The 19,408-nt window shown below is 23.7% G+C and carries 20 protein-coding genes; 19 read left to right on the forward strand and 1 reads right to left on the reverse strand.

The window, feature by feature from the left end; all coding sequences use genetic code 11:
• The first annotated feature begins 21 nt into the window (after positions 1-21).
• The 7 genes from ABXT72_RS00755 to ABXT72_RS00785 all read left to right on the forward strand — a co-directional run bounded on the left by ABXT72_RS00755 (position 22) and on the right by ABXT72_RS00785 (position 8,830).
• Positions 22-867, forward strand: a complete 846-nt coding sequence (locus tag ABXT72_RS00755; protein ID WP_415278444.1) for an NAD-dependent epimerase/dehydratase family protein — start codon at positions 22-24, stop codon at positions 865-867.
• A 4-nt stretch (positions 868-871) separates the two neighbouring features.
• Complete coding sequence (gene asnB, locus ABXT72_RS00760) at positions 872-2,704, forward strand: asparagine synthase (glutamine-hydrolyzing) (protein ID WP_415278445.1); 1,833 nt, start codon at positions 872-874, stop codon at positions 2,702-2,704.
• A gap of 58 nt (positions 2,705-2,762) precedes the next feature.
• A complete protein-coding gene (locus tag ABXT72_RS00765) occupies positions 2,763-4,400 on the forward strand; it encodes a carbamoyltransferase C-terminal domain-containing protein (protein ID WP_415278446.1) in 1,638 nt (545 codons plus the stop codon).
• Positions 4,401-4,786: 386 nt separating this feature from the next.
• Complete coding sequence (locus tag ABXT72_RS00770) at positions 4,787-6,217, forward strand: ATP-binding cassette domain-containing protein (protein WP_415278447.1); 1,431 nt, start codon at positions 4,787-4,789, stop codon at positions 6,215-6,217.
• Positions 6,218-6,256: 39 nt separating this feature from the next.
• Complete coding sequence (gene hisH, locus ABXT72_RS00775; protein ID WP_415278448.1) at positions 6,257-6,868, forward strand: imidazole glycerol phosphate synthase subunit HisH; 612 nt, start codon at positions 6,257-6,259, stop codon at positions 6,866-6,868.
• 1 nt (position 6,869) lies between these two features.
• Positions 6,870-7,643 (forward strand): HisA/HisF-related TIM barrel protein, encoded by a 774-nt coding sequence (locus ABXT72_RS00780; protein WP_415278449.1) that lies wholly within the window; start codon positions 6,870-6,872, stop codon positions 7,641-7,643.
• A 59-nt stretch (positions 7,644-7,702) separates the two neighbouring features.
• Positions 7,703-8,830: an N-acetyl sugar amidotransferase gene (locus ABXT72_RS00785; protein WP_415278450.1), complete on the forward strand. Its 1,128-nt coding sequence runs from the start codon at positions 7,703-7,705 to the stop codon at positions 8,828-8,830.
• A gap of 586 nt (positions 8,831-9,416) precedes the next feature.
• Here the strand turns inward: ABXT72_RS00785 and ABXT72_RS00790 are convergent.
• Positions 9,417-9,677 (reverse strand): hypothetical protein, encoded by a 261-nt coding sequence (locus ABXT72_RS00790; protein ID WP_415278451.1) that lies wholly within the window; start codon positions 9,675-9,677, stop codon positions 9,417-9,419.
• A gap of 16 nt (positions 9,678-9,693) precedes the next feature.
• Here ABXT72_RS00790 and ABXT72_RS00795 point away from each other — a divergent pair, with 16 nt between their 5' ends.
• The 12 genes from ABXT72_RS00795 to ABXT72_RS00850 all read left to right on the forward strand — a co-directional run bounded on the left by ABXT72_RS00795 (position 9,694) and on the right by ABXT72_RS00850 (position 19,358).
• Positions 9,694-10,809 carry a hypothetical protein gene (locus ABXT72_RS00795; protein ID WP_415278452.1) on the forward strand — a complete coding sequence of 372 codons (1,116 nt, stop codon included), beginning with the start codon at positions 9,694-9,696 and terminating at the stop codon, positions 10,807-10,809.
• Positions 10,806-11,672 carry a Gfo/Idh/MocA family protein gene (locus ABXT72_RS00800; RefSeq protein ID WP_415278453.1) on the forward strand — a complete coding sequence of 289 codons (867 nt, stop codon included), beginning with the start codon at positions 10,806-10,808 and terminating at the stop codon, positions 11,670-11,672. Before ABXT72_RS00795 ends, ABXT72_RS00800 begins: the two co-directional genes overlap by 4 nt.
• A gap of 1 nt (position 11,673) precedes the next feature.
• On the forward strand, positions 11,674-12,162 hold the full coding sequence (locus ABXT72_RS00805) for a DapH/DapD/GlmU-related protein (protein ID WP_415278454.1): 489 nt from the start codon (positions 11,674-11,676) through the stop codon (positions 12,160-12,162).
• Positions 12,159-13,259, forward strand: coding sequence for a DegT/DnrJ/EryC1/StrS family aminotransferase (locus tag ABXT72_RS00810; protein WP_415278455.1), 1,101 nt, complete (start codon positions 12,159-12,161; stop codon positions 13,257-13,259). Before ABXT72_RS00805 ends, ABXT72_RS00810 begins: the two co-directional genes overlap by 4 nt.
• Positions 13,256-14,296: a non-hydrolyzing UDP-N-acetylglucosamine 2-epimerase gene (gene wecB, locus ABXT72_RS00815; RefSeq protein WP_415278456.1), complete on the forward strand. Its 1,041-nt coding sequence runs from the start codon at positions 13,256-13,258 to the stop codon at positions 14,294-14,296. The genes ABXT72_RS00810 and wecB overlap by 4 nt, the downstream gene beginning before the upstream one ends.
• Positions 14,296-14,538, forward strand: a complete 243-nt coding sequence (locus ABXT72_RS00820; RefSeq protein ID WP_415278457.1) for a hypothetical protein — start codon at positions 14,296-14,298, stop codon at positions 14,536-14,538. Before wecB ends, ABXT72_RS00820 begins: the two co-directional genes overlap by 1 nt.
• Before the next feature lie 360 nt (positions 14,539-14,898).
• Positions 14,899-15,372: a hypothetical protein gene (locus ABXT72_RS00825; protein WP_415278458.1), complete on the forward strand. Its 474-nt coding sequence runs from the start codon at positions 14,899-14,901 to the stop codon at positions 15,370-15,372.
• A 117-nt stretch (positions 15,373-15,489) separates the two neighbouring features.
• A complete protein-coding gene (locus ABXT72_RS00830) occupies positions 15,490-16,254 on the forward strand; it encodes a glycosyltransferase (protein ID WP_415278459.1) in 765 nt (254 codons plus the stop codon).
• Positions 16,251-17,288, forward strand: coding sequence for a glycosyltransferase (locus tag ABXT72_RS00835; protein WP_415278460.1), 1,038 nt, complete (start codon positions 16,251-16,253; stop codon positions 17,286-17,288). The genes ABXT72_RS00830 and ABXT72_RS00835 overlap by 4 nt, the downstream gene beginning before the upstream one ends.
• Before the next feature lie 112 nt (positions 17,289-17,400).
• Positions 17,401-18,492, forward strand: coding sequence for a glycosyltransferase family 4 protein (locus ABXT72_RS00840; protein ID WP_415278461.1), 1,092 nt, complete (start codon positions 17,401-17,403; stop codon positions 18,490-18,492).
• 3 nt (positions 18,493-18,495) lie between these two features.
• Positions 18,496-18,753, forward strand: coding sequence for a hypothetical protein (locus ABXT72_RS00845; protein ID WP_415278462.1), 258 nt, complete (start codon positions 18,496-18,498; stop codon positions 18,751-18,753).
• A gap of 11 nt (positions 18,754-18,764) precedes the next feature.
• Complete coding sequence (locus ABXT72_RS00850; RefSeq protein WP_415279146.1) at positions 18,765-19,358, forward strand: TylF/MycF/NovP-related O-methyltransferase; 594 nt, start codon at positions 18,765-18,767, stop codon at positions 19,356-19,358.
• The last annotated feature ends 50 nt before the right edge of the window (positions 19,359-19,408 follow it).

Genomic DNA, 19,408 nt, shown 5'->3' on the forward strand with positions numbered 1-19,408 from the left:
AAATTAATCAATAAAAAATTTGTGAAAAATATATTAATTATAGGTGCAAGTTCATTTGTTGGTCAAAGTTTAATTTCAGGATTAGATCAAAATTTTAATATATTTGGCACATTTAATAAAAAAAAAATTAAAAACAAGAATTTCATTTATCTAAACTTAAAAGATAAATTGCCTATTAAAAAATTAACTAAATTCAAAAATATTCATACAGTAATATGGTGTGTCCAGAGTAATAATAAAAATATAAAAAAAAAAAATTTATATGAAATTAATATTACTGGTTTAATAAAAATAATGGATTTTTTAAAGACTATCAAAATTAAAAAATTTATTTTTTTTTCATCAGGAAGTGTTTACTCTAAAAGCAAAAAAAAACTTAGTGAACATTCAAAAATAAATTTAGATGATTATTATAGTTTTGTTAAAATACTTGGTGAAAAAATTTGTCAGATTTATAGCGAATCAAATTTATTTGACTTAATTATTCTTAGACCATTCACTATTTATGGAAAAAATCAAAAAAGTAGACTTATATATAATTTAATTTTTAATATTAAAAATGAAAATAAAATTTATTTAGAAGGAAAAGAAGGTATAAAATTATCTACTATTTATGTTGATGATATACCTCAAATAATTAAATATTTAATTCTTAATTATAGACCTCATTATTCTGTATTTAATTTATCTAGTCCATTTAGTTATAGTGTAAAAAAATTTTGTGAATTAATTGCAAATAAGTTCAATAAAGATGTTAAGATTTCTACAAGTAAAATAATAAATAAAAATCTTGTGTCAAAAAAAAATATTTTAAATAAAAAATTTAAATTTTTAAGTTTTGAAAAATTTATAAAAGAGTGCGTCTGACATCATGTGTGGACTTGTAGGAATTTATAGCAAAAATAATAATATAGATAAAAAAAACTTACTTGAAATGTCAGAATTATTAGCTCATCGAGGAAAAGATGGAGATGGACATTATATAAATAATAATTTTGGTTTAGCGCATAAAAGATTATCTATAATCGATCTTACAAATGATGCATCTCAACCGTTTGTCTCAAATGATAAGAGATATGTTTTAGCCTATAATGGTGAAATTTATAATTTTAAAGAAATTAAAAAAAAATTGATAAATAAATACAAATTTACTTCAAGCTCAGACACAGAAGTAATATTGTATGCTTTTTCTGAGTGGGGAAAAAAATGCTTTAAATTGTTTAATGGAATGTTTGCAATAGCAATTTGGGACAACAAATTAAAAAAAATTATAATCGCAAGAGATAGATATGGAATGAAGCCATTATACTATTATTGTGATGGCAAAAACTTAGTTTTTGCGTCTGAAATAAAATCAATCATAAAAAATAAATTCTATAAAAGACAATTAGATTATTATGGTTTGTGTGAATATTTAAGTTTTCAAAATTATATTTCTGACAAAACTTTATTTAAAAATATATCATTATTACCTCAAGGTACTTACATAGAGTTTGATTCAAACTTAAAGCCTAGTTTAGAAATATATTGGGATTTTAATTTTTTTAACAAAGATATGGTTATCAAAAATAACAAAAGAGATCTAAATTTCTATATTAATAGAGCCGTTAAAAGACAAAGTTTTGCTGATGTTGATATAAACTCATACTTAAGTGGTGGAATTGATTCTGCTTGCATAGTTCGTAGTGCAAAAAAGTTTATTAAAAATATAAAAACTTTTACCATAGGTTTTGATTTAAGTAGTGCTTCAGGAATAGAACTTTTTTTTGATGAAAGGAAAAAAGCAGAGAGAATATCTTCTATATTTAAAACAGATCACTATCAGTCTGTTTTAAAAAGTGGAGACTTTGAAAAATGTATTGATGATCTTGTTTATCACGTTGAAGAACCAAGAGTAGGTCAATCTTATCCAAACTTGTATGCCGCAAAACTTGCTAGTAAGTTTGGAAAGGTTGTATTTTCTGGAGTTGGTGCAGACGAATTATTTGGAGGCTATCCTTGGAGATATGTATATCTAAAAAAAAAATTACCCTTTGATAAATTTTTAGAAATATATTTTAAAAAAATGAATCGCCTTCCTGGAAATCAATTATTAAATCAAAAGTCTTCTATGCTTTCTTATAAAGATGCAGAAGAATATAATTATGAAAAGTTTAAAAAGGTTTTTGAAAATTATAAACAGCAATATGTAACTCCAGATGATGCATTAAATTATTGTATGTATTTTGAGTCAAAAACTTTTCTAAATGGCTTACTTTTAGTTGAGGATAAAATATCAATGTCAAAAGGTCTCGAGGTAAGAGCGCCATTTTTAGATAATGATTTAGTAGATTATGCCCTTAAAATTCCCAACAAAATGCTATTTTTAAAAAGTAAGCTAAATGACAATGAAAATAATTTAGAAAAAAAATATAAACAGTTCACAAAAGGTAAGTTAATTTTAAGAAAATCATTAAATAAGAGTTTACCAAGTGATATTGTATATGATCGAAAACAAGGTTTTTCTGGTCCAGACAAATCATGGTTTAGAGGAGAGAGTATAGATTTTATAAATTCCCAACTTAAAAATTTACCTAAATTTTTAAATAAAAAAAAAGTGTTAGAGATTTTCAATAAACATGTGAATGGAGAGCAAAATTTAAGATTAACAATTTGGTCAATTATTTATCTGATTAAGTTTTCTAAAATATTTAAAATTAGATAACAACTTTCTTTAATATTATTTGTAAATCTAATTAATTAGATTATAAGATTTTAATAAAATGAAAATACTAGGTATTTATAATGGAAAAAATGCTTCAATCACATATTATGATGGAGAAAAAATTGCATTTTCAGTTAGCGAAGAAAGATTTAATAGAATAAAAAATTATAGAGGATATCCTTTTTTATCAATAGATTATTTATTTAAAAAATTCAATTTATCACCAAAAAATATAAATGTGATTACTTGTGGTGCTTGGAACTATCCTTCATCAGATGTTCTTAAAGATTATTTTCAAAGTAAACACACATGTGAGAACCCCTGGAATAGATATTATCATTCGATTAAATCTGATCATAATTATAAAATAGAATTTATAAAAAATTCTACAAAACTTTTTCCTAATGCTGAAATTAAAATATACGACCATCATTATTCGCATTTTTATTCTGCCAAGACAAGCTCAGGTTTTAAAAATGGTTATGGTATAGTATCTGATGGAAGAGGAGATGGACAAAGCTTGTCAATTTGGAAATTTAATTCTAATAAAATTAAAAAGATAAAAGGATTTTCAGAGCTAAGAAGTTATGGTGCATTTTATGGCAGCATTACGTCTTTGTTAGGATTTAAAGCAGACAGACACGAAGGCAAGATTACCGGATTAGCAGCTTATGGAAAAAATACAAATCTTGTAAAATTATTAAGAAAATATATTAATTTTAAAAATGGATCAATTAATACATCAAAAAACTTTTTACCTTTTATTAATCCTATAGATTTTGGGTACTTAAAAAAAATAACTCAAGAGTATTCAAAAGAAGATATTGCATTTGCAGCGCAAAAAATTTTAGAAGAAAATATTACTAAAATTATAAGATATTATATTCCTCAAAAGGAAAATATAGTAGCTGCTGGAGGAGTTTTTGCCAATGTTAAGTTAAATCAAAAAATAAGAGAAGAATGCAATTCAAAAAATTTTTATGTTTTTCCAGAAATGTCAGATGGTGGAATTTCTTTTGGAGCAGTCTGTGCATTTCTAGACGAAAATAAAATAAGATTAAAAAAAATAGATAATATGTTCCTTGGACCTTCGAGTTCATTAAAAAAAAAAGATAAAAAAAAATTAATAATCAAAGATTTAAAAAATAGAAAAAATCTAGATGAAATATTAGATAAAATTAATGAGGGTGCAATTGTTGGGATGTATAATGGAAAAGGTGAATTTGGTCCTAGAGCATTAGGAAATAGAAGTATTATATTCAAGCCTACAAATAAAAAATTAAACGATAAAGTTAATAAAAAACTAGGTAGAAATGAGTTTATGCCTTTTGCACCTGTTGTCTTAAAAGAAAATGCAAATAAACTTTTTATAAACTTAAAAAAAAATGATCAAAATATAAAGTATATGACTACATGTTATAAATGTACTAATTTAATGATTAAAACATGTCCATCAGTTGTCCATATTGATAATACTGCAAGACCACAAATCATTGATAGCTCAATAGATAATAAAGCATACTATATGATTATTAAGGAATTTTCTAAAAGATTTAATATTCACTGTTTGGTTAATACAAGTTTTAATACACATGAAGAGCCAATAGTGAATGATGTCAACGAGGCACTAAAAATACTCAAAAAAAAAGTAATAGACTATTTAATAATAGATCATGCTTTAATTAAATTTAAATAAATGTTTTGATTTAGTATCAATCTAATGGAAAATATTAAAAAACTTTATTCCCTGCTAACAAGTCAACAACAAAAAAAAGTGACCTTAATATTAATTTTTTTATTTTTGAGTTCTTCGCTGCAATTTATTGGAATTAGTTCTATTCTTATCGCTTTTAAGATTATTAGGGCGCAAGAAATTTCTGAACTAGGTAATTTTTTCAATACAATTTACATTTTTTTTAATTTTTTTGATTTTCTTTTCTTTAAAAAGATAGTAATTTTTCTATTATTTATTATAGTTATTTTAAGTGTTCTAATTACTTTTTTAAATCATAATATTGTTTCATATTTTTCGCATTCTTTCTCGCAAAAGCTGGAAGCTAAAATATTTTCTTTTTATGTAAAATGCGATTATTTTTTTTTTCAAATGAGTCAAATACTAGAATAATTTCAAATTTTAAAGATCACTTGCCAAGGGTTACAACAAATCTAATTCCAGCAATTTGCATTTTTGTTACTGCAACTTCTACCCTTATAACAATATTTATTTTTACACTTTTCATAGATTATGAATTATCAATAATGATTTATTCATCTCTAGGAACTATGTATTATTTTCTGTTTGTTTTTTTAAGAAAAAGACTTGTTTCTCTTACTCAAGATTTAGTTAGTAGCTCAAGAAGTAAAACTGAAGCAACAATTGATGCAATTAACAATATTAAAATAATCAAATTTTTTAAGGATAAAGATATTTACCTTAATAAATTTTATGAAAGTAGTGCTCAAATAGTAAAAAATTCTGTAAGATTATTTTTAATTGAGGTTTCCCCCAGGGTTTTACTGGATATACTTTTATACTGTGGAACGATAGTTGCACTAATTATATTTTATGACAGAAGTGCAAACGAACTTGTTATTGATAAACTTTTATTTTTTGCAATTGCTGCATCCAAAGCTCTACCAACAATAAATCAGTTATATTCTTCAATAGTTCTTATAAAACACTCTACGCTATCTTTAAATGAAGTTAATAATGAAATTAATAATTTAACTAAAGATGCAAATAAAACAAAGATAAATAAAGAACACATAATTTTTAAAAATTCAATCAAGCTTGAAAATATTAATTTCAAATTTAAAAATGGCAATTTTAATTTCGAAAATTTGAATTTAACATTAAATAAAAATGACTGTATAGGAGTATGTGGTCCCTCAGGTTCGGGTAAAACTACATTTATAGATTTACTAAGTGGAATATATAAACCTCAAAAAGGAAATCTTATAATAGATGAAAAAATTATTAGTGAAAATACTATTGATAGTTACAGGGACTTAATAAGTTATATTTCACAAGATAATTACATTGGCGATTTGACAATAAAAGAAGCAGTAATTTTTGGGAATATTAAAAGTGACGATATTAGCTTAAAGATTACTGATGAAAAAGTCAAAGAGTCACTCGATAAGGTTGAACTTTTGAATTTTGTCAATTCACTGCCTAAAAATATTAATACTAAATTAGGAGATAAAGGAATAAAGCTTAGTGGTGGGCAAAAGCAAAGGCTTACTCTTGCTAAAGCTTTTTTTACAAAATCAGAAATTTTAATCTTAGATGAATCTACAAGTGCTATAGATCAATATACAGAGGAAAAAATATTAGATAAAATTTATAAGGATGTAAAAAAAAACAACCAAACCTTAATTTTTGTTACTCATAGATTAAAAAGTCTAAAAAAAACTGATAAGATAATTTTAATTAAGGACTCTAAAATAAAATTTACAGGAAAATATTCAGATTTAATTGATGAAAAAGGAAATTATTTGGATGAAAAATGATCCTAATCAAGTAATTAAAGAAATAATTTAAAAAATAACATGAATGTCGATAGACAAGTTAATGTAATTGATTGCAATATTGGAAATTTAGGTTCTGTAATTAATTTGATAAAAAAATTAAACTTTGAAGTTAATATTGTAACAAAACCTAGTGAATTTAATTCATCAAGAAAAATTATACTTCCTGGTGTTGGTCATTATGACAAATGCATTCAAAATTTAAAAAGAATAAATCTTTTCAACGACTTAAAAAATAAAATATTTTCAGATAATTATTTCTTCCTAGGTATATGTGTCGGGATGCAAATATTGTTTCAATCAAGTGAAGAAGGTAATGAAGAAGGATTGGGATTTTTTAAAGGAAACGTAAATAAATTTAACTTCGAGAATAATTTTAAAACTCCTCACATGGGTTGGAATAATCTAATATTTGATAATAAAAAAAATATACTTAATTTAGACAATAGAGTTTATTTTTGTCACTCTTATTATGTTCAATGTGATGATTCAGACGATATTGTAGCCAGTACAATTCATGGAAAAAAATTTCCTTCTATAGTGTGTAAAAAAAAAGTTTATGGTTTTCAATTTCATCCAGAAAAAAGCTATAACGATGGTGAAACACTAATTAAAAATTTTTTAGACTTATAGAATGTTACAAAAAAGAATTATTCCATTATTATTTTTATCAGAAAATAAAATTGTTAAAACTGAAAAATTTAAAAACATTTCATATGTTGGTGATCCTCTCAATATACTCAAAATTTTTAATGAAAAAGAAGTAGATGAAATAATACTATTAGATATCTCAAAAAGAAAAAAAAATTATAAATTGCAAGTAGAACTGCTTAAACAATTCGCATCGGAATGTTTTATGCCCATTACATATGGAGGTGGTATAAATTCATTGGCTGATGCAGAGTTAATTTTAAATATGGGTTTTGAAAAAATATGTTTAACGCATGTAGCATTAAGTAATCCTAAATTGATACAAGAAATTTCAGACAATTTTGGAAAACAAAGTGTTGTTGTTAAATTAGACTTAAAAAAAAATCTTTTTAGAAAATTAAAAGTTTATGATTATTTAAATAATAAGTTTATAAATGAAGATATAAATCATTATATTAAAAAAATTATTTCTTTAGGTGCTGGAGAGTTAGTTATTAATTTTGTTGATAATGAAGGTACTCGCGCAGGGCTTTATGATGCTGACTTATTGAAAATAGATCTTAATATTGAAATTCCAATAATTATATCAGGTGGAGTAAATTCACATCAAAATATTAAAGATTTATTTAAATCGAGGATAGATGCTGTAGCACTAGGGTCCTTATTGGTTTATTTTGGAATTCACAAAGCAGTACTTATTAATTATCCAAATAAAGATGAAAAAAAAGAATTAACTGAATTTTTATTCAAAGAATAATTATAAATAAGTGTGGAAGATCTATAAGAATTTAAATATAACTATTTTTTTAATCAACTATGTCTCACTCAAATCATAATCAAGTTTGTAAAAGATGTGTAATGGATACTACAGCTGAAAATATTAATTTCGATGCTATGGGAGTATGTAATTTTTGCAATGATTTTTTTAAACTTGATAGATTTTTTACATTTTCAAGTTTCAAGAAAAAAGAACTTTTAGAGGATTTTATTAAAAAAATTAAAAAGCCAAAATTAAAATATGACTGCATAATAGGGTTATCAGGTGGTGTTGATAGTTCATATACGCTTGTAAAGGCTGTTGAGCTTGGCCTTAAACCACTTGCGGTACATATGGACAATGGCTGGAATAGTGAACTTGCAAATAATAATATTTTTAACTTAGTCAAAAAACTTAATGTAGATTTGTATACACATGTAATTGATTGGGATGAATATAAAAATTTAATGTTAGCTTTTTTTAAATCAGATGTCATTGATGTAGAGCTATTATATGATAATGCTATGTTAGGTGTAAATTTTACACAAGCTTTAAAACATAAGACAAAATTTATTTTATCAGGCACGAATACAAGTACTGAAGGAATGCGAATACCTAAGAATTGGTCATGGTTTAAAAATGATGCAAAAAATATCAAATATTTAGGAAAAAAATTTATGAATCAAAAATTAAAAACTTTTCCTTCTTATGGAACATTTGACTATATATATTGCGAGTTTTTAAAGAAAATAAAATGGGTAACTTTTTTAGATTATTTTGATTATAAAAAAGAGGATGCCCTTAAATTATTAGAGAGTAAATATGATTTTAAACCGTATGGATATAAACATTATGAGTCAATATTCACAAGGTTTTATCAAGCGTATATTTTACCAAAAAAATTTGGAGTTGATAAAAGAAAACTTCATTTAAGTAATTTAATTATTACAAATCAATTAGATAGAGATAAGGCTTTAAATATCTTAAAACAATCCCCTTATCCTTCGGAAGATTTAGAAAAAGCTGATCTGACATATTTTTTAAAAAAAATGGATTGGACCAATCAGGACCTAGAAGATTATATTAAAAGAAAGAGAGTTGAACATTCAGACTATAAATCTGAATTACCAATGTGGAATTTTTTGAAAGGAGTCCACAACATGTTAAAAATTAAAAAAAATCATTAATTCTTATGTATAATTCTATTAATTCTAAGATTAATTTTATATTAATAGGTTTATTTGTTATCTCAAATCTAATTTTTTGGGATTTTATAGTCTATGGATATAATATAAAAAACTTTTATTTAGTTTTTATAATTTGTTTTTTTTTAAAAGATAAAAAAATTAATTATAAAAATTTATCCTATCTAGTTATAGCGTTAATTGCTCTTACTTTACACTCAATGCCCTATATTTTAGATATTAATCAATGGATTAAAGTAAATTTACTTTTTTATTTAACTATAATTTTAATTTTTTTAAATTTTGAGATAATTTTAAAAAATATTCAAAATTATATTTTTATATCTTTCTATTTTATTGTTTTTTACTTTTTTACTTTTGTACCAGTAAAATTTATCTTAGTTTTTAAAGATTCTCAAAATATAATTCATGATATTTGGAACCACCTAGTTCATAAATTTACAATTTATTGCAATGGATTAAACATAAATAACTTTAATTTAATTTTTAATGAAAATTCTCATCTTGGAATGGTATTTCCCGCATTACATTTTTTTTATGTTTTAAAGTCCAAACATAATATTTATGTTTATCTACTATTTAATGCTCTTTCACTTTGCATAATAGTGCTCTTTAGTTCTTTAACTATGTTAGTTTCATATTTAATATGTATTTCTTTATATTTTTTCTTTTTTTTATTTAAAAAAGTTAAGCTAAAAAAACATTCAGTATTAATTATTTTAATATTGTCTACTTTTATAGGAATTTTTCTTTCTTCTTTTTCAGGATGTAAAATAAAATTTTTTGATTTTGCATATAGTTTACTTTTTAAGGAGGATTCTGTTAGCATTACAAAAAAAGTGGAAATGACTATTGATGATGAAACTAATAGCTTTTATGTATATAATAATTGTAATTCAATTCCCCCTTCATTGAGAGGGGTAGATATTTTATTAATCAATAATTCTCCACTTAACTTTGAAGATAAGTGTATATTGATAGTTAGTAATAAAACTGAAAATGGAAAGAAACTCATAGAAGTTTTAAGTCAAATTGAAGAACAACAAAATATCTCTACCTCCATTAAAGAAAGCAGTGTAGTTGAAAAAGAAAGCAGTGTAGTTGAAAAAGAAAGCAGTGTAGTTGAAAAAGAAAGCAGTGTAGTTGAAAAAGAAAGCAGTGTAGTTGAAAAAGAAAGCAGTGTAGTTGAAAAAGAAAGCAGTGTAGTTGAAAAAGAAAGCAGCGTAGTTGAAAAAATAAGTAAAGAAAGCGGTGTAGTTGAAAAAGAAAGCAGTGTAGTTGAAAAAATAAGTAAAGAAAGCGGTGTAGTTGAAAAAGAAAGCAGTGTAGTTGAAAAAATAAGTAAAGAAAGCAGTGTAGTTCAAAAAATAAGTAGAGATGAAATTGAGTTAATTACTAAAAAGCATATAGAAAAAAATTATAAACCTTCCAAATTAAATAAGAGTCTTGATAAGATATTTGTTGAGATAAAAAAAGATAACTATCAAGATAAAATTAACAACAAACAATATTCTAGATTAAGAAATGGTCTTTTTGATCACCATCCTAATGTTAGTTCATTGACATATGCAAAACACTTAAAAATGGCCTTAATGTCATTAGTTGACAAACCTTTGGGTTGGGGTTTAAATAATTATACTTCAGCTTTCTTTAATTATTCAAACAAAATAGAAGATTTAAGTGGTTTACATTTTAAGAATAGGCATATGAATGCAAATTATTCTGATGGTTCTTCAAACTTGTTTAAATTATTAGTTGAATTTGGATTAATTAGTATTTTTATATTTTTTATTATTTTTAAATTTATCAAATCTAATATAGACCCAATACTTAAAATTTTTATTTTAGGATTAATTATTACATCATTCGTAAGAGCTGCTGGATATTTTAATTCAGCATTTTTACTATGTATTATAATTATGATTGCATCATCATATAAAGAATTTAAATTAACTAAATGAAAAAAAAATTAAATTTTGCTCTAGTAGGTTGTTCAGGTTTTATTGCAAAAAAACATGTATCTGCAATAAAAAAACTCAATCATAATCTGAAAATAGTTTTGGATAAATCAGACTCAGCTGGATATTTGGATAGTTACTTTCCAGATTGTATTTTCTTTAAAGATCAAAAATCTTTTTTTAGTAATTTAGTAAAATATAAAATTGATTTTGTTATTTTATGTTTGCCAAATTATTTACATTTTAGATTTATTGAATTATCTTTAAAAAAAAAATGTAATGTTATTTGTGAAAAACCAACTGTAATAAAATCAGTAGACTTGGATAAAATTGATAAATTAGAAAAACAATATAAAAAGAAATGTTATTCAATTTTTCAATTGAGACACGATAAGGAATTAATTAAATTACAAAAAAAATTAAAAAAATCTAAAAAGAAATTTGTTGGAAAATTAACCTACATAACATCTAGAGGTGACTGGTATGTTAAATCTTGGAAAGGTGACGAAAAACTTTCTGGAGGGATAATTTATAATATTGGCATTCATTTTTTTGATTTACTAAGCTGGTTTTTTGGTGATGCTATTAATGGAAAAAGAATAATAGTATCTAAAAAAACTCAATCAGGATTTATTCAATTTAAAAATGCTAAAATAAAATGGATGTTGTCAACCGATAGAAATAAACTTCCGAATAAAAAAATATTTGCATATAGAAATTTTAAAATTGGAAATCAAGAAATTAATTTAAGTAAATCTTTTTTAGATTTACATGTTGAGAGTTATAAAAATATTTTAAATAAGAAAGGCACAATGATAAAAGATATATACAAAACTTACAAAAATATAGATATTATAAAAAACTAGCATGAAATATTTCTTACATGAAACATCAATAATTGACGAAAATGTAAATATTGGCAAGAATACAAGAATTTGGCACTGGTCCCATATTTCTAAAAATGTTATAATTGGTAAAAACTGCATCTTAGGTCAAAATGTTTTTATAGGAAGTAATGTAAAGATTGGTAACAACGTTAAAATTCAAAATAACGTATCAGTTTATGAAGGTTTAATAATCAAAGATGACGTTTTTGTAGGCCCATCAGTAGTATTTACTAATGTAACTAACCCCAGAAGCTTTATTGAAAGAAAAAAAGCCTTTAAAAAAACATTAATTCAAAAGGGCGCTACTATAGGAGCTAATTCGACTATTATTTGTGGGGTTACGTTGGGAGAATATTCATTTATTGGTGCAGGCTCAGTTGTTACTAAAAATGTTATAAAAAATACTTTAGTATTTGGAAACCCAGCAAAATTTATTAAAAAAGTTGATAAAAAAATAAATAGAATATGAAAATAGATTTTTTTGGTATAGCTAAACAGAATCAACTTATAAAAAAAAATTTAAAAAAAAAATTTGATAAATTATTTAAACATAATCAGTATATTTTAGGACCTGAGATTCAGGCATTAGAAAAAAAGTTAGCAAAATTTACAGGGTCTAAATATTGCATCACTACTTCAAGCGGTACTGACGCTCTTCTATTGTCACTTATTTCTCTTGGAATTACAGTAGGTGATGAAGTAATAGTTCCTAACCTTAGCTATATAGCTTCTGCGGAGGTTATTAAAAGAGTTGGTGCTAAGCCAATTTTTATAGATGTTAAACGAACTGATTTTAACATAAATGAAGAACTGATTAAAAAAAAAATATCTAAAAAAACAAAAGCAATAATTGCTGTTTCTTTATTTGGACAGACTCCAGATTTTAGAAAAATTAATTTAATTGCAAAGAAATATAAAATATATGTAATAGAAGATGCTGCACAAAGTTTTGCAGCAAAAAATCATGGTAAAATGAGTTGTAATCTGAGTGATATAGGCTGTACAAGTTTTTTTCCCACTAAAGTTTTGGGATGTTATGGAGATGGTGGAGCAATTTTTACAAATAAAAAAAAAATTTATGAGAAATGTAAAAAATTAAGAGTACATGGACAATCAAAAAAATATGTTTATGACCTAGAAGGGCTGAATGCTAAACTCGATACAATACAGGCAATAGTTTTACTAGAAAAATTAAAAATTTTGAATAAAGAGATTAAATTAAGAGGTAAAAATTTTATTAAATATAAAAAATTTCTTAAAAATATAAAGCATATTGAATTGCCCGAAGTACAAAAAAATAATTCATCAGTCTTCAGTATATTTACGATTATAGCAAAAAAGAGAGACATGCTTTTTAATTTTTTAAAAAAAAAAAATATCCCAGTAGCAATTTACTATCCAAGAACACTAAATAAGCAAAAAATTTTTAGTAAAATAAAAAAAAATGAATGTCCAGTTAGTGAAGAATTGTCAAAAAAAATAATATCTTTACCATTTTCGGCTTATATTACAGAAAAAGAAATGAAAAAAATAGCAAATGAAATAACAAATTTTTACTCAAGTTGAAAAAAATACTTCATATAATCGGAACAAGGCCTCAATATATTAAGTCATCCATCTTAATAAAAAAATTATCTAAAAGTAAATTTTTTAAGAATGTAGTAATAGATACTTCTCAACATTTTGATAAAAATATGTCTGATATATTTTTAAAAGAATTTAAATTCTCATCATTTATTACAAAATTAAATATAAAAAAAAACTTGTCACGCATTACAAGATTAGCTCAAATGATTAAATTACTTGGTGAATGTCAAAAAAAAATAAATCCAGACATAGCAATTATTTATGGAGATACAGATAGTACTTTAGCAGCAGCCATATCATTGAAAAAAAATGATATTAAAACTGTACATGTAGAAGCTGGCTTAAGATCTTATGATAACAATATGCCAGAAGAACAAAATAGAATTGTTGCAGATAATTTTTCAGATTATCTGATAGCACCAACAAAAACAGCAGTAAGAAATTTATTAAAAGAAAATTTTGATAAAAAAAAAATATTTATGTTTGGAGACACAATGTATGATTTAGCTATTAATACTAGCAAGGAATTAGAAATTAAAACTAGTAATGAATACATTCTAATGACACTCCATAGAGACAAAAATACAGAAAAAAAAAATTTAAATAAAATTATTGAATCTTTATCAAAATTAAAAACCAAAATAATTTGGCCTATACACCCAAAGATTAAAAATTCTAAAGATTTTAAGAAAATAAAACTACCAAAAAATTTAGATATAATAGATCCACTTTCATATAAAGATAATCTATCCCTAGTTATTAATTCAAAATTTGTAATTACAGATAGTGGTGGCCTTCAAAAAGAAGCATTTTTCCTAGGAAAATACAGCTTTATATTAAGAGATGAAACTGAATGGATTGAAATAGTTAAGGATAAGAAGAGCTTCTTAATTGGTTCAAAAATTGATTTAATTAAAAATTTTAAAATAAGTAAAAAAAGATTTAAACCAAAAAAAAGCTTTTTTGGATCAGGTGACACTACTGATAAGATTATAAAATTACTAAAAAATATTTAATGAAAAAAAAAAATATATTATTTATAACTGGTCAATTTTTACCCTTTACTAAATCAATAGGTGGAATAATTCGAATTTTGTCATTTTGTAATTCTCTAGAAAAAAAATTTAATATCAACATAGTTTCAACAGGTAATCAGTATTTTGGGTATTTTGGTTTCAAAAAAAAGATTAAATCATACAATTTAATAAATGTTAAAAAAAAATTTTTTTTTTTTTTATTTAATTTTTGGATTTTTTAAAAAATTCTTTCCAAATTTGGCATACCTTTTTGCCTTAGATTATGCTCATTCTTATAGAAATGAATTATTTAAAGCTGTAAAAATAACTATTAAAAAAAAAAAATTAAATACATAATTATATCTTGTCCACCATTTTCCCTTTTTTATATTGGTGACAAAATTAGAAAAGAATGTAATGATAATATAAAAATAATTTATGATTATCGTGATGGGTGGTTTAGTAGATTCAATGATTTAGATAACAGTTATCTAATTTCTAAATTAAAAAAAAATTTAGAGGATAGAATTATTAAATCTGCACATAGTATTGTTTGTGCAACAGAAACTATATATAAAAAAATTAAATATAAAAACAAAGTATTGATAACTAATGGATATTATTCTTTACCATCAGATAAAAAAATTATAATTAGCAATACTATCAAAATCGGATATTTTGGCCTTATTTCTGATGATCCTAAGGGGTATAGAGATATAAATATTTTATTTAATGCGCTGAAAGGAGATGAGTTTAAAGATAAAAAATTTAAATTTTATTTTTATGGCAACAATGATATTTCAAAAAGTAATATAAGAGATTATAAAAATTTTATATTTAATAAGAATCTTGATTACTTTGAGGCTCAAAATATGATGCAGCAAATGGATTACCTGTTAATTATTCATACAGAGCAATCTACTGTGAAAGAGGTAATAACTGGTAAATTTTATGAATATGTTTCAATAAGAAAACCTATAATTTCAATTACAAATGGTGATGCTGAAGTAAACAAAATTATAAATCAATCAAAACTTGGATACACTATAAATATTAAAAAAAAAGAATTTGTCTAAAGAGCTTTTAAAAATTTTGAGAAAAAGAAAAAAGTATAAAATGAATATAAAAGATATTTTTAAATATTCTAGAGAGTATCAAAATAAAAAATTACTTGATATTTTAAAAGATTAGAAATGTTAGTTACTATAATTATCCCAATATATGGCAATATTGAACTATTAAATGATTCTTTATCAAGTGCAGTAAGGCAAACTTATAAAAAATGTGAAATACTGATTGTTGATGATGGTTCTAAACAGAAAGTAAAAATAAAGAAGATAATAAAAAAATATGAATCAAATAATTCCAAGAGAATAAAACTTATCTCATATAAAAAAAATAGAGGTGTTGCTCATGCGCTAAATAGAGGAATATCAAGTGCTAATGGAGACTTTATAGCTTGGCTGAGTCATGATGATATTTTTATAAATTCAAAAATAGAAAAACAAATCTTAATGTTTAAAAATAAAAAAATCCAAATAGTTTCATCAAATTTTATAGAATGGAATGTATCAAATAATTTTTTTTTAAATAGATGTTTAAAAAATAATTATTTTAAAGATACATTAAAATCACTGTTAACCAATGAAAAGCTTCATGGGTGCTCTTTAGTGTTACGAAAAAAATGTTTTAATAAAATTGGCCTATTTGATGAATCACTAAAGCATACACAGGATTACGATATGTGGATTAGATTATCTAAAAAGTTTAAATTTTATCATTTAAATGAAGTTTTACTAATTTCGAGAAATCATTCCAACCAAAGTTCTAGACTAAATGTAAGCGAGTCATTAAAAGAAAAAGAAAATCTTTTTTCAAGATATTCAGATAATATAAACTTAACTTTATTAGAAAAATTTATTCTTCTTATGAAAAAATTTAAAAGAAAAATAGTATGAAAAAAAAGTTTATAAGTATTTTGAATGCAACTGGTATTCACATGCATGGAGGTATGTCTATTCTCGATAATTTCTTAAAATTTAATTTTTCTAAATATTTAATTGACTCAAGATCGGATTATATAAAATTAAAAAAATTAAATAATGTTTTATTTATTGAAAATTCTTTTTATGGAAGATTTAAAAATGAATTAAAGTTAAAAAAAAATGCAAATGAAAATACGAAAGTAATATATTTAGGTGGCCTGCCACCAATATTTAATAGCAAATCTTTAATTATTACGTGTTTTCAAAATGCTAATATATTTCCTGAATTTTATAATAATTCTAAAAAATTAGATTGGTTAATATCAAGAGATTTTATAAGATATATTTTTTTTCATTTATTTAAAAACAATTCAGATATTTGGGTAGTTTTCTCACCCATATCAAAAATGATATTAATTAATAATAATATTTCTGAATATAAAATAAAACTGATTAATATTTTTGATAAAGTTTATAACAAAAATTCAAATACTAAAAAAATATATGATTTTATTTATCCAGCATCATTCAAACCTCATAAAAATCATAAAAACCTAATAAATGCTTTAGTAATTTTAGCAAAAAAACATATAAGGCCATCTGTTTTACTAACCCTAACATCAGAAGAGCAGAAATTATTAAATACTGATTACTTAATAAAAAAATATGATTTAAAGTTATTTTTTTACTTCACTAAAAATACAGATAATTTTATTAAAATATATGACAAATGTAAGTCATTAATTTATCCATCATTAAACGAAACAATTGGCCTTCCAATTATCGAGGCAAAACAAAAAAATTTATTGCTCGCCTGTGCAAATAAGCCTTATTCTTATCAATTTTATAAACCTGATTATAAATTTAACCCCTACAATCCTGATGATATTGCATCCGTAATGATAAAAATTATTCGTAATAATTTTAAAGTATTAAAAAAAAAATCTAATGAGAAACAATTAGATTATAAAAATGAGATACTAAATTTTAAAGATATGTTTATATAATGTCAAAAATGAAAATAGGCGTTTTCACCCAACACTTTTTTCCAGAAAATTTTAGAATAAATTTTGTTGTAGATGAATTAAAAAAAAAAATGATGTCACAATATTTACATCAATGCCTCATTACAATATTGATAAAAATGTTATTAATAAATACAAAAATTATCTACCTTATTTAAAATATGAAAAAAAATTAAAGATATGGCGTTTTCCCATAATTTACCAAAAAAAAAATTCATTTTTTAAGTTTTGTAATTATGTGTCATACATTTTAAGTTTATCTTTTTTTTCACAAATCTTTTTAAGAAAAAATTTTGATATAATATTTGTATACGCAACATCTCCTATCTTTCAGGTTTTACCAGCAATTTTGTATAAACTAATTAAAAAAAAACCATTAGTTATTTGGGTTCAAGATCTATGGCCTGAAGTATTAGTTGATTTAAAAATTCCATTTAATAAACAACTTTCTTTCCTAATTAGACCAATTATTGAATGGATATATAATTCCAGTGATTTAATTTTGTGCCAATCAAATTCCTTTGTTAATTCTATAAAAAAAATTGTAAAAAATAAGAATAAAGTAGTCCTTTATTATAATCCTTCTGATATTAAAAATACTTTATTAAGATCAAGATTTAAAAGCAAAACATTTAAAATTCTTTTTGCTGGCAATTTAGGTGCAGCTCAAAATTTAGAAATTGTAATTAAGATAGCAAAAATAATTAAAAAAAATACAGATAATATTCAAATAAACTTAGTCGGAAATGGAAATCAATTTTCTTTAATTAAAGATTTAATTAATAAGAATAAACTCGATGATATTATTAAACTTCATGGATATATATCTGTGAGTAAAGTTAAAAAATATTATCAAAAAGCTGATGCTCTACTCTTAACATTACATGACGGAAAAGCTTTAAATAAAACTATACCCGCTAAATTTCAAACATACCTAGCTTATGCAAAACCAATCTTAGTATCAGCAAATGGTGAAATCAACAACTTAGTGAAACAAAAAAAATTAGGTTTGTCATCTAGAGCAGGATATTATAATAACCTTTATATTAATATCTTAAGATTGAAAAATATGACTAAAAAAGAAATTGATAATATCTCATTAAATTGTATTAAGTTCTATAAAAGTGATTTTATGTTAGCGAAAAATGTCAGTTATCTTCAGAAAATATTAAATAAACTAATTTAACCAATGATATTAAAAAAAATATTTTATAAGTTACCATTTAACTTCCAATCTTACGTTGCTAGACTTTCATCATACGTTAATAATGGCGTAATAGATGATTTTATAAACTTTCCATATGGGAAAGAGTATGGATTATCTCCCAATGATAGAAAAGGGATCTTAAAAAGATTAAAAGCCTCGTTAGCCAGCGTAGACTCTGCTACAAGTCTAGAAGCTCAGATTACTCTTTTTAAACAAGTTTTAAAAATAAAAAAAAAATAAAAAATAAATTTATTGTTGAATGTGGTTGTTACAAAGGCTCATCAACAATAGCATTGTCTATTGCTGCCAAAATAATTGGTGCCAAATTAATTGTCTATGATTCATTTCAAGGTTTGCCAAGATCTGAAAAAAAACTTGGCAAAAGATTGTATCCTCATTTAAACCTATATGGTTACTATAGAGCAGGAATGTATATTGGTAGCTTAAAAGAAGTGAAAAAAAACATATATTCATTTGGTGAGTTAGATGTTTGTATCTTTAGAGAAGGTCTTTTTTCCAAATCCTTAAAAAAACATAAGGAGAGTATTCAACTATGTTTTATTGATGTTGATTTATCATCCTCTACAGAGGATTGCATAAAATATCTTTGGAAAAAACTAGATGACAATAGTTATTTTTATTCAGATGATGCATGTGATTTAAAAGTTGTAAGTATTTGGTTTGATAATATTTGGTGGAAAAACAATTTAAAAGAAAAAGCGCCAGGTTATGTTGGATCTGGTTGTGGACTTCCAATTAACGGAAACTATAGTGGCTTAGGTTATGCCTTGAAGAAAAAGAAATTAAATTCACATAATAAGCTCCACTGGCTTTATAATAAATAATTTTTTTGAATAGCTTATTTAATTTTTGTTTATATTTAGCTAACAATAAA

The organism is Candidatus Pelagibacter sp. Uisw_094 (genome assembly GCF_047729535.1).
In the GTDB taxonomy this organism is placed as follows: Bacteria; Pseudomonadota; Alphaproteobacteria; order Pelagibacterales; family Pelagibacteraceae; genus Pelagibacter.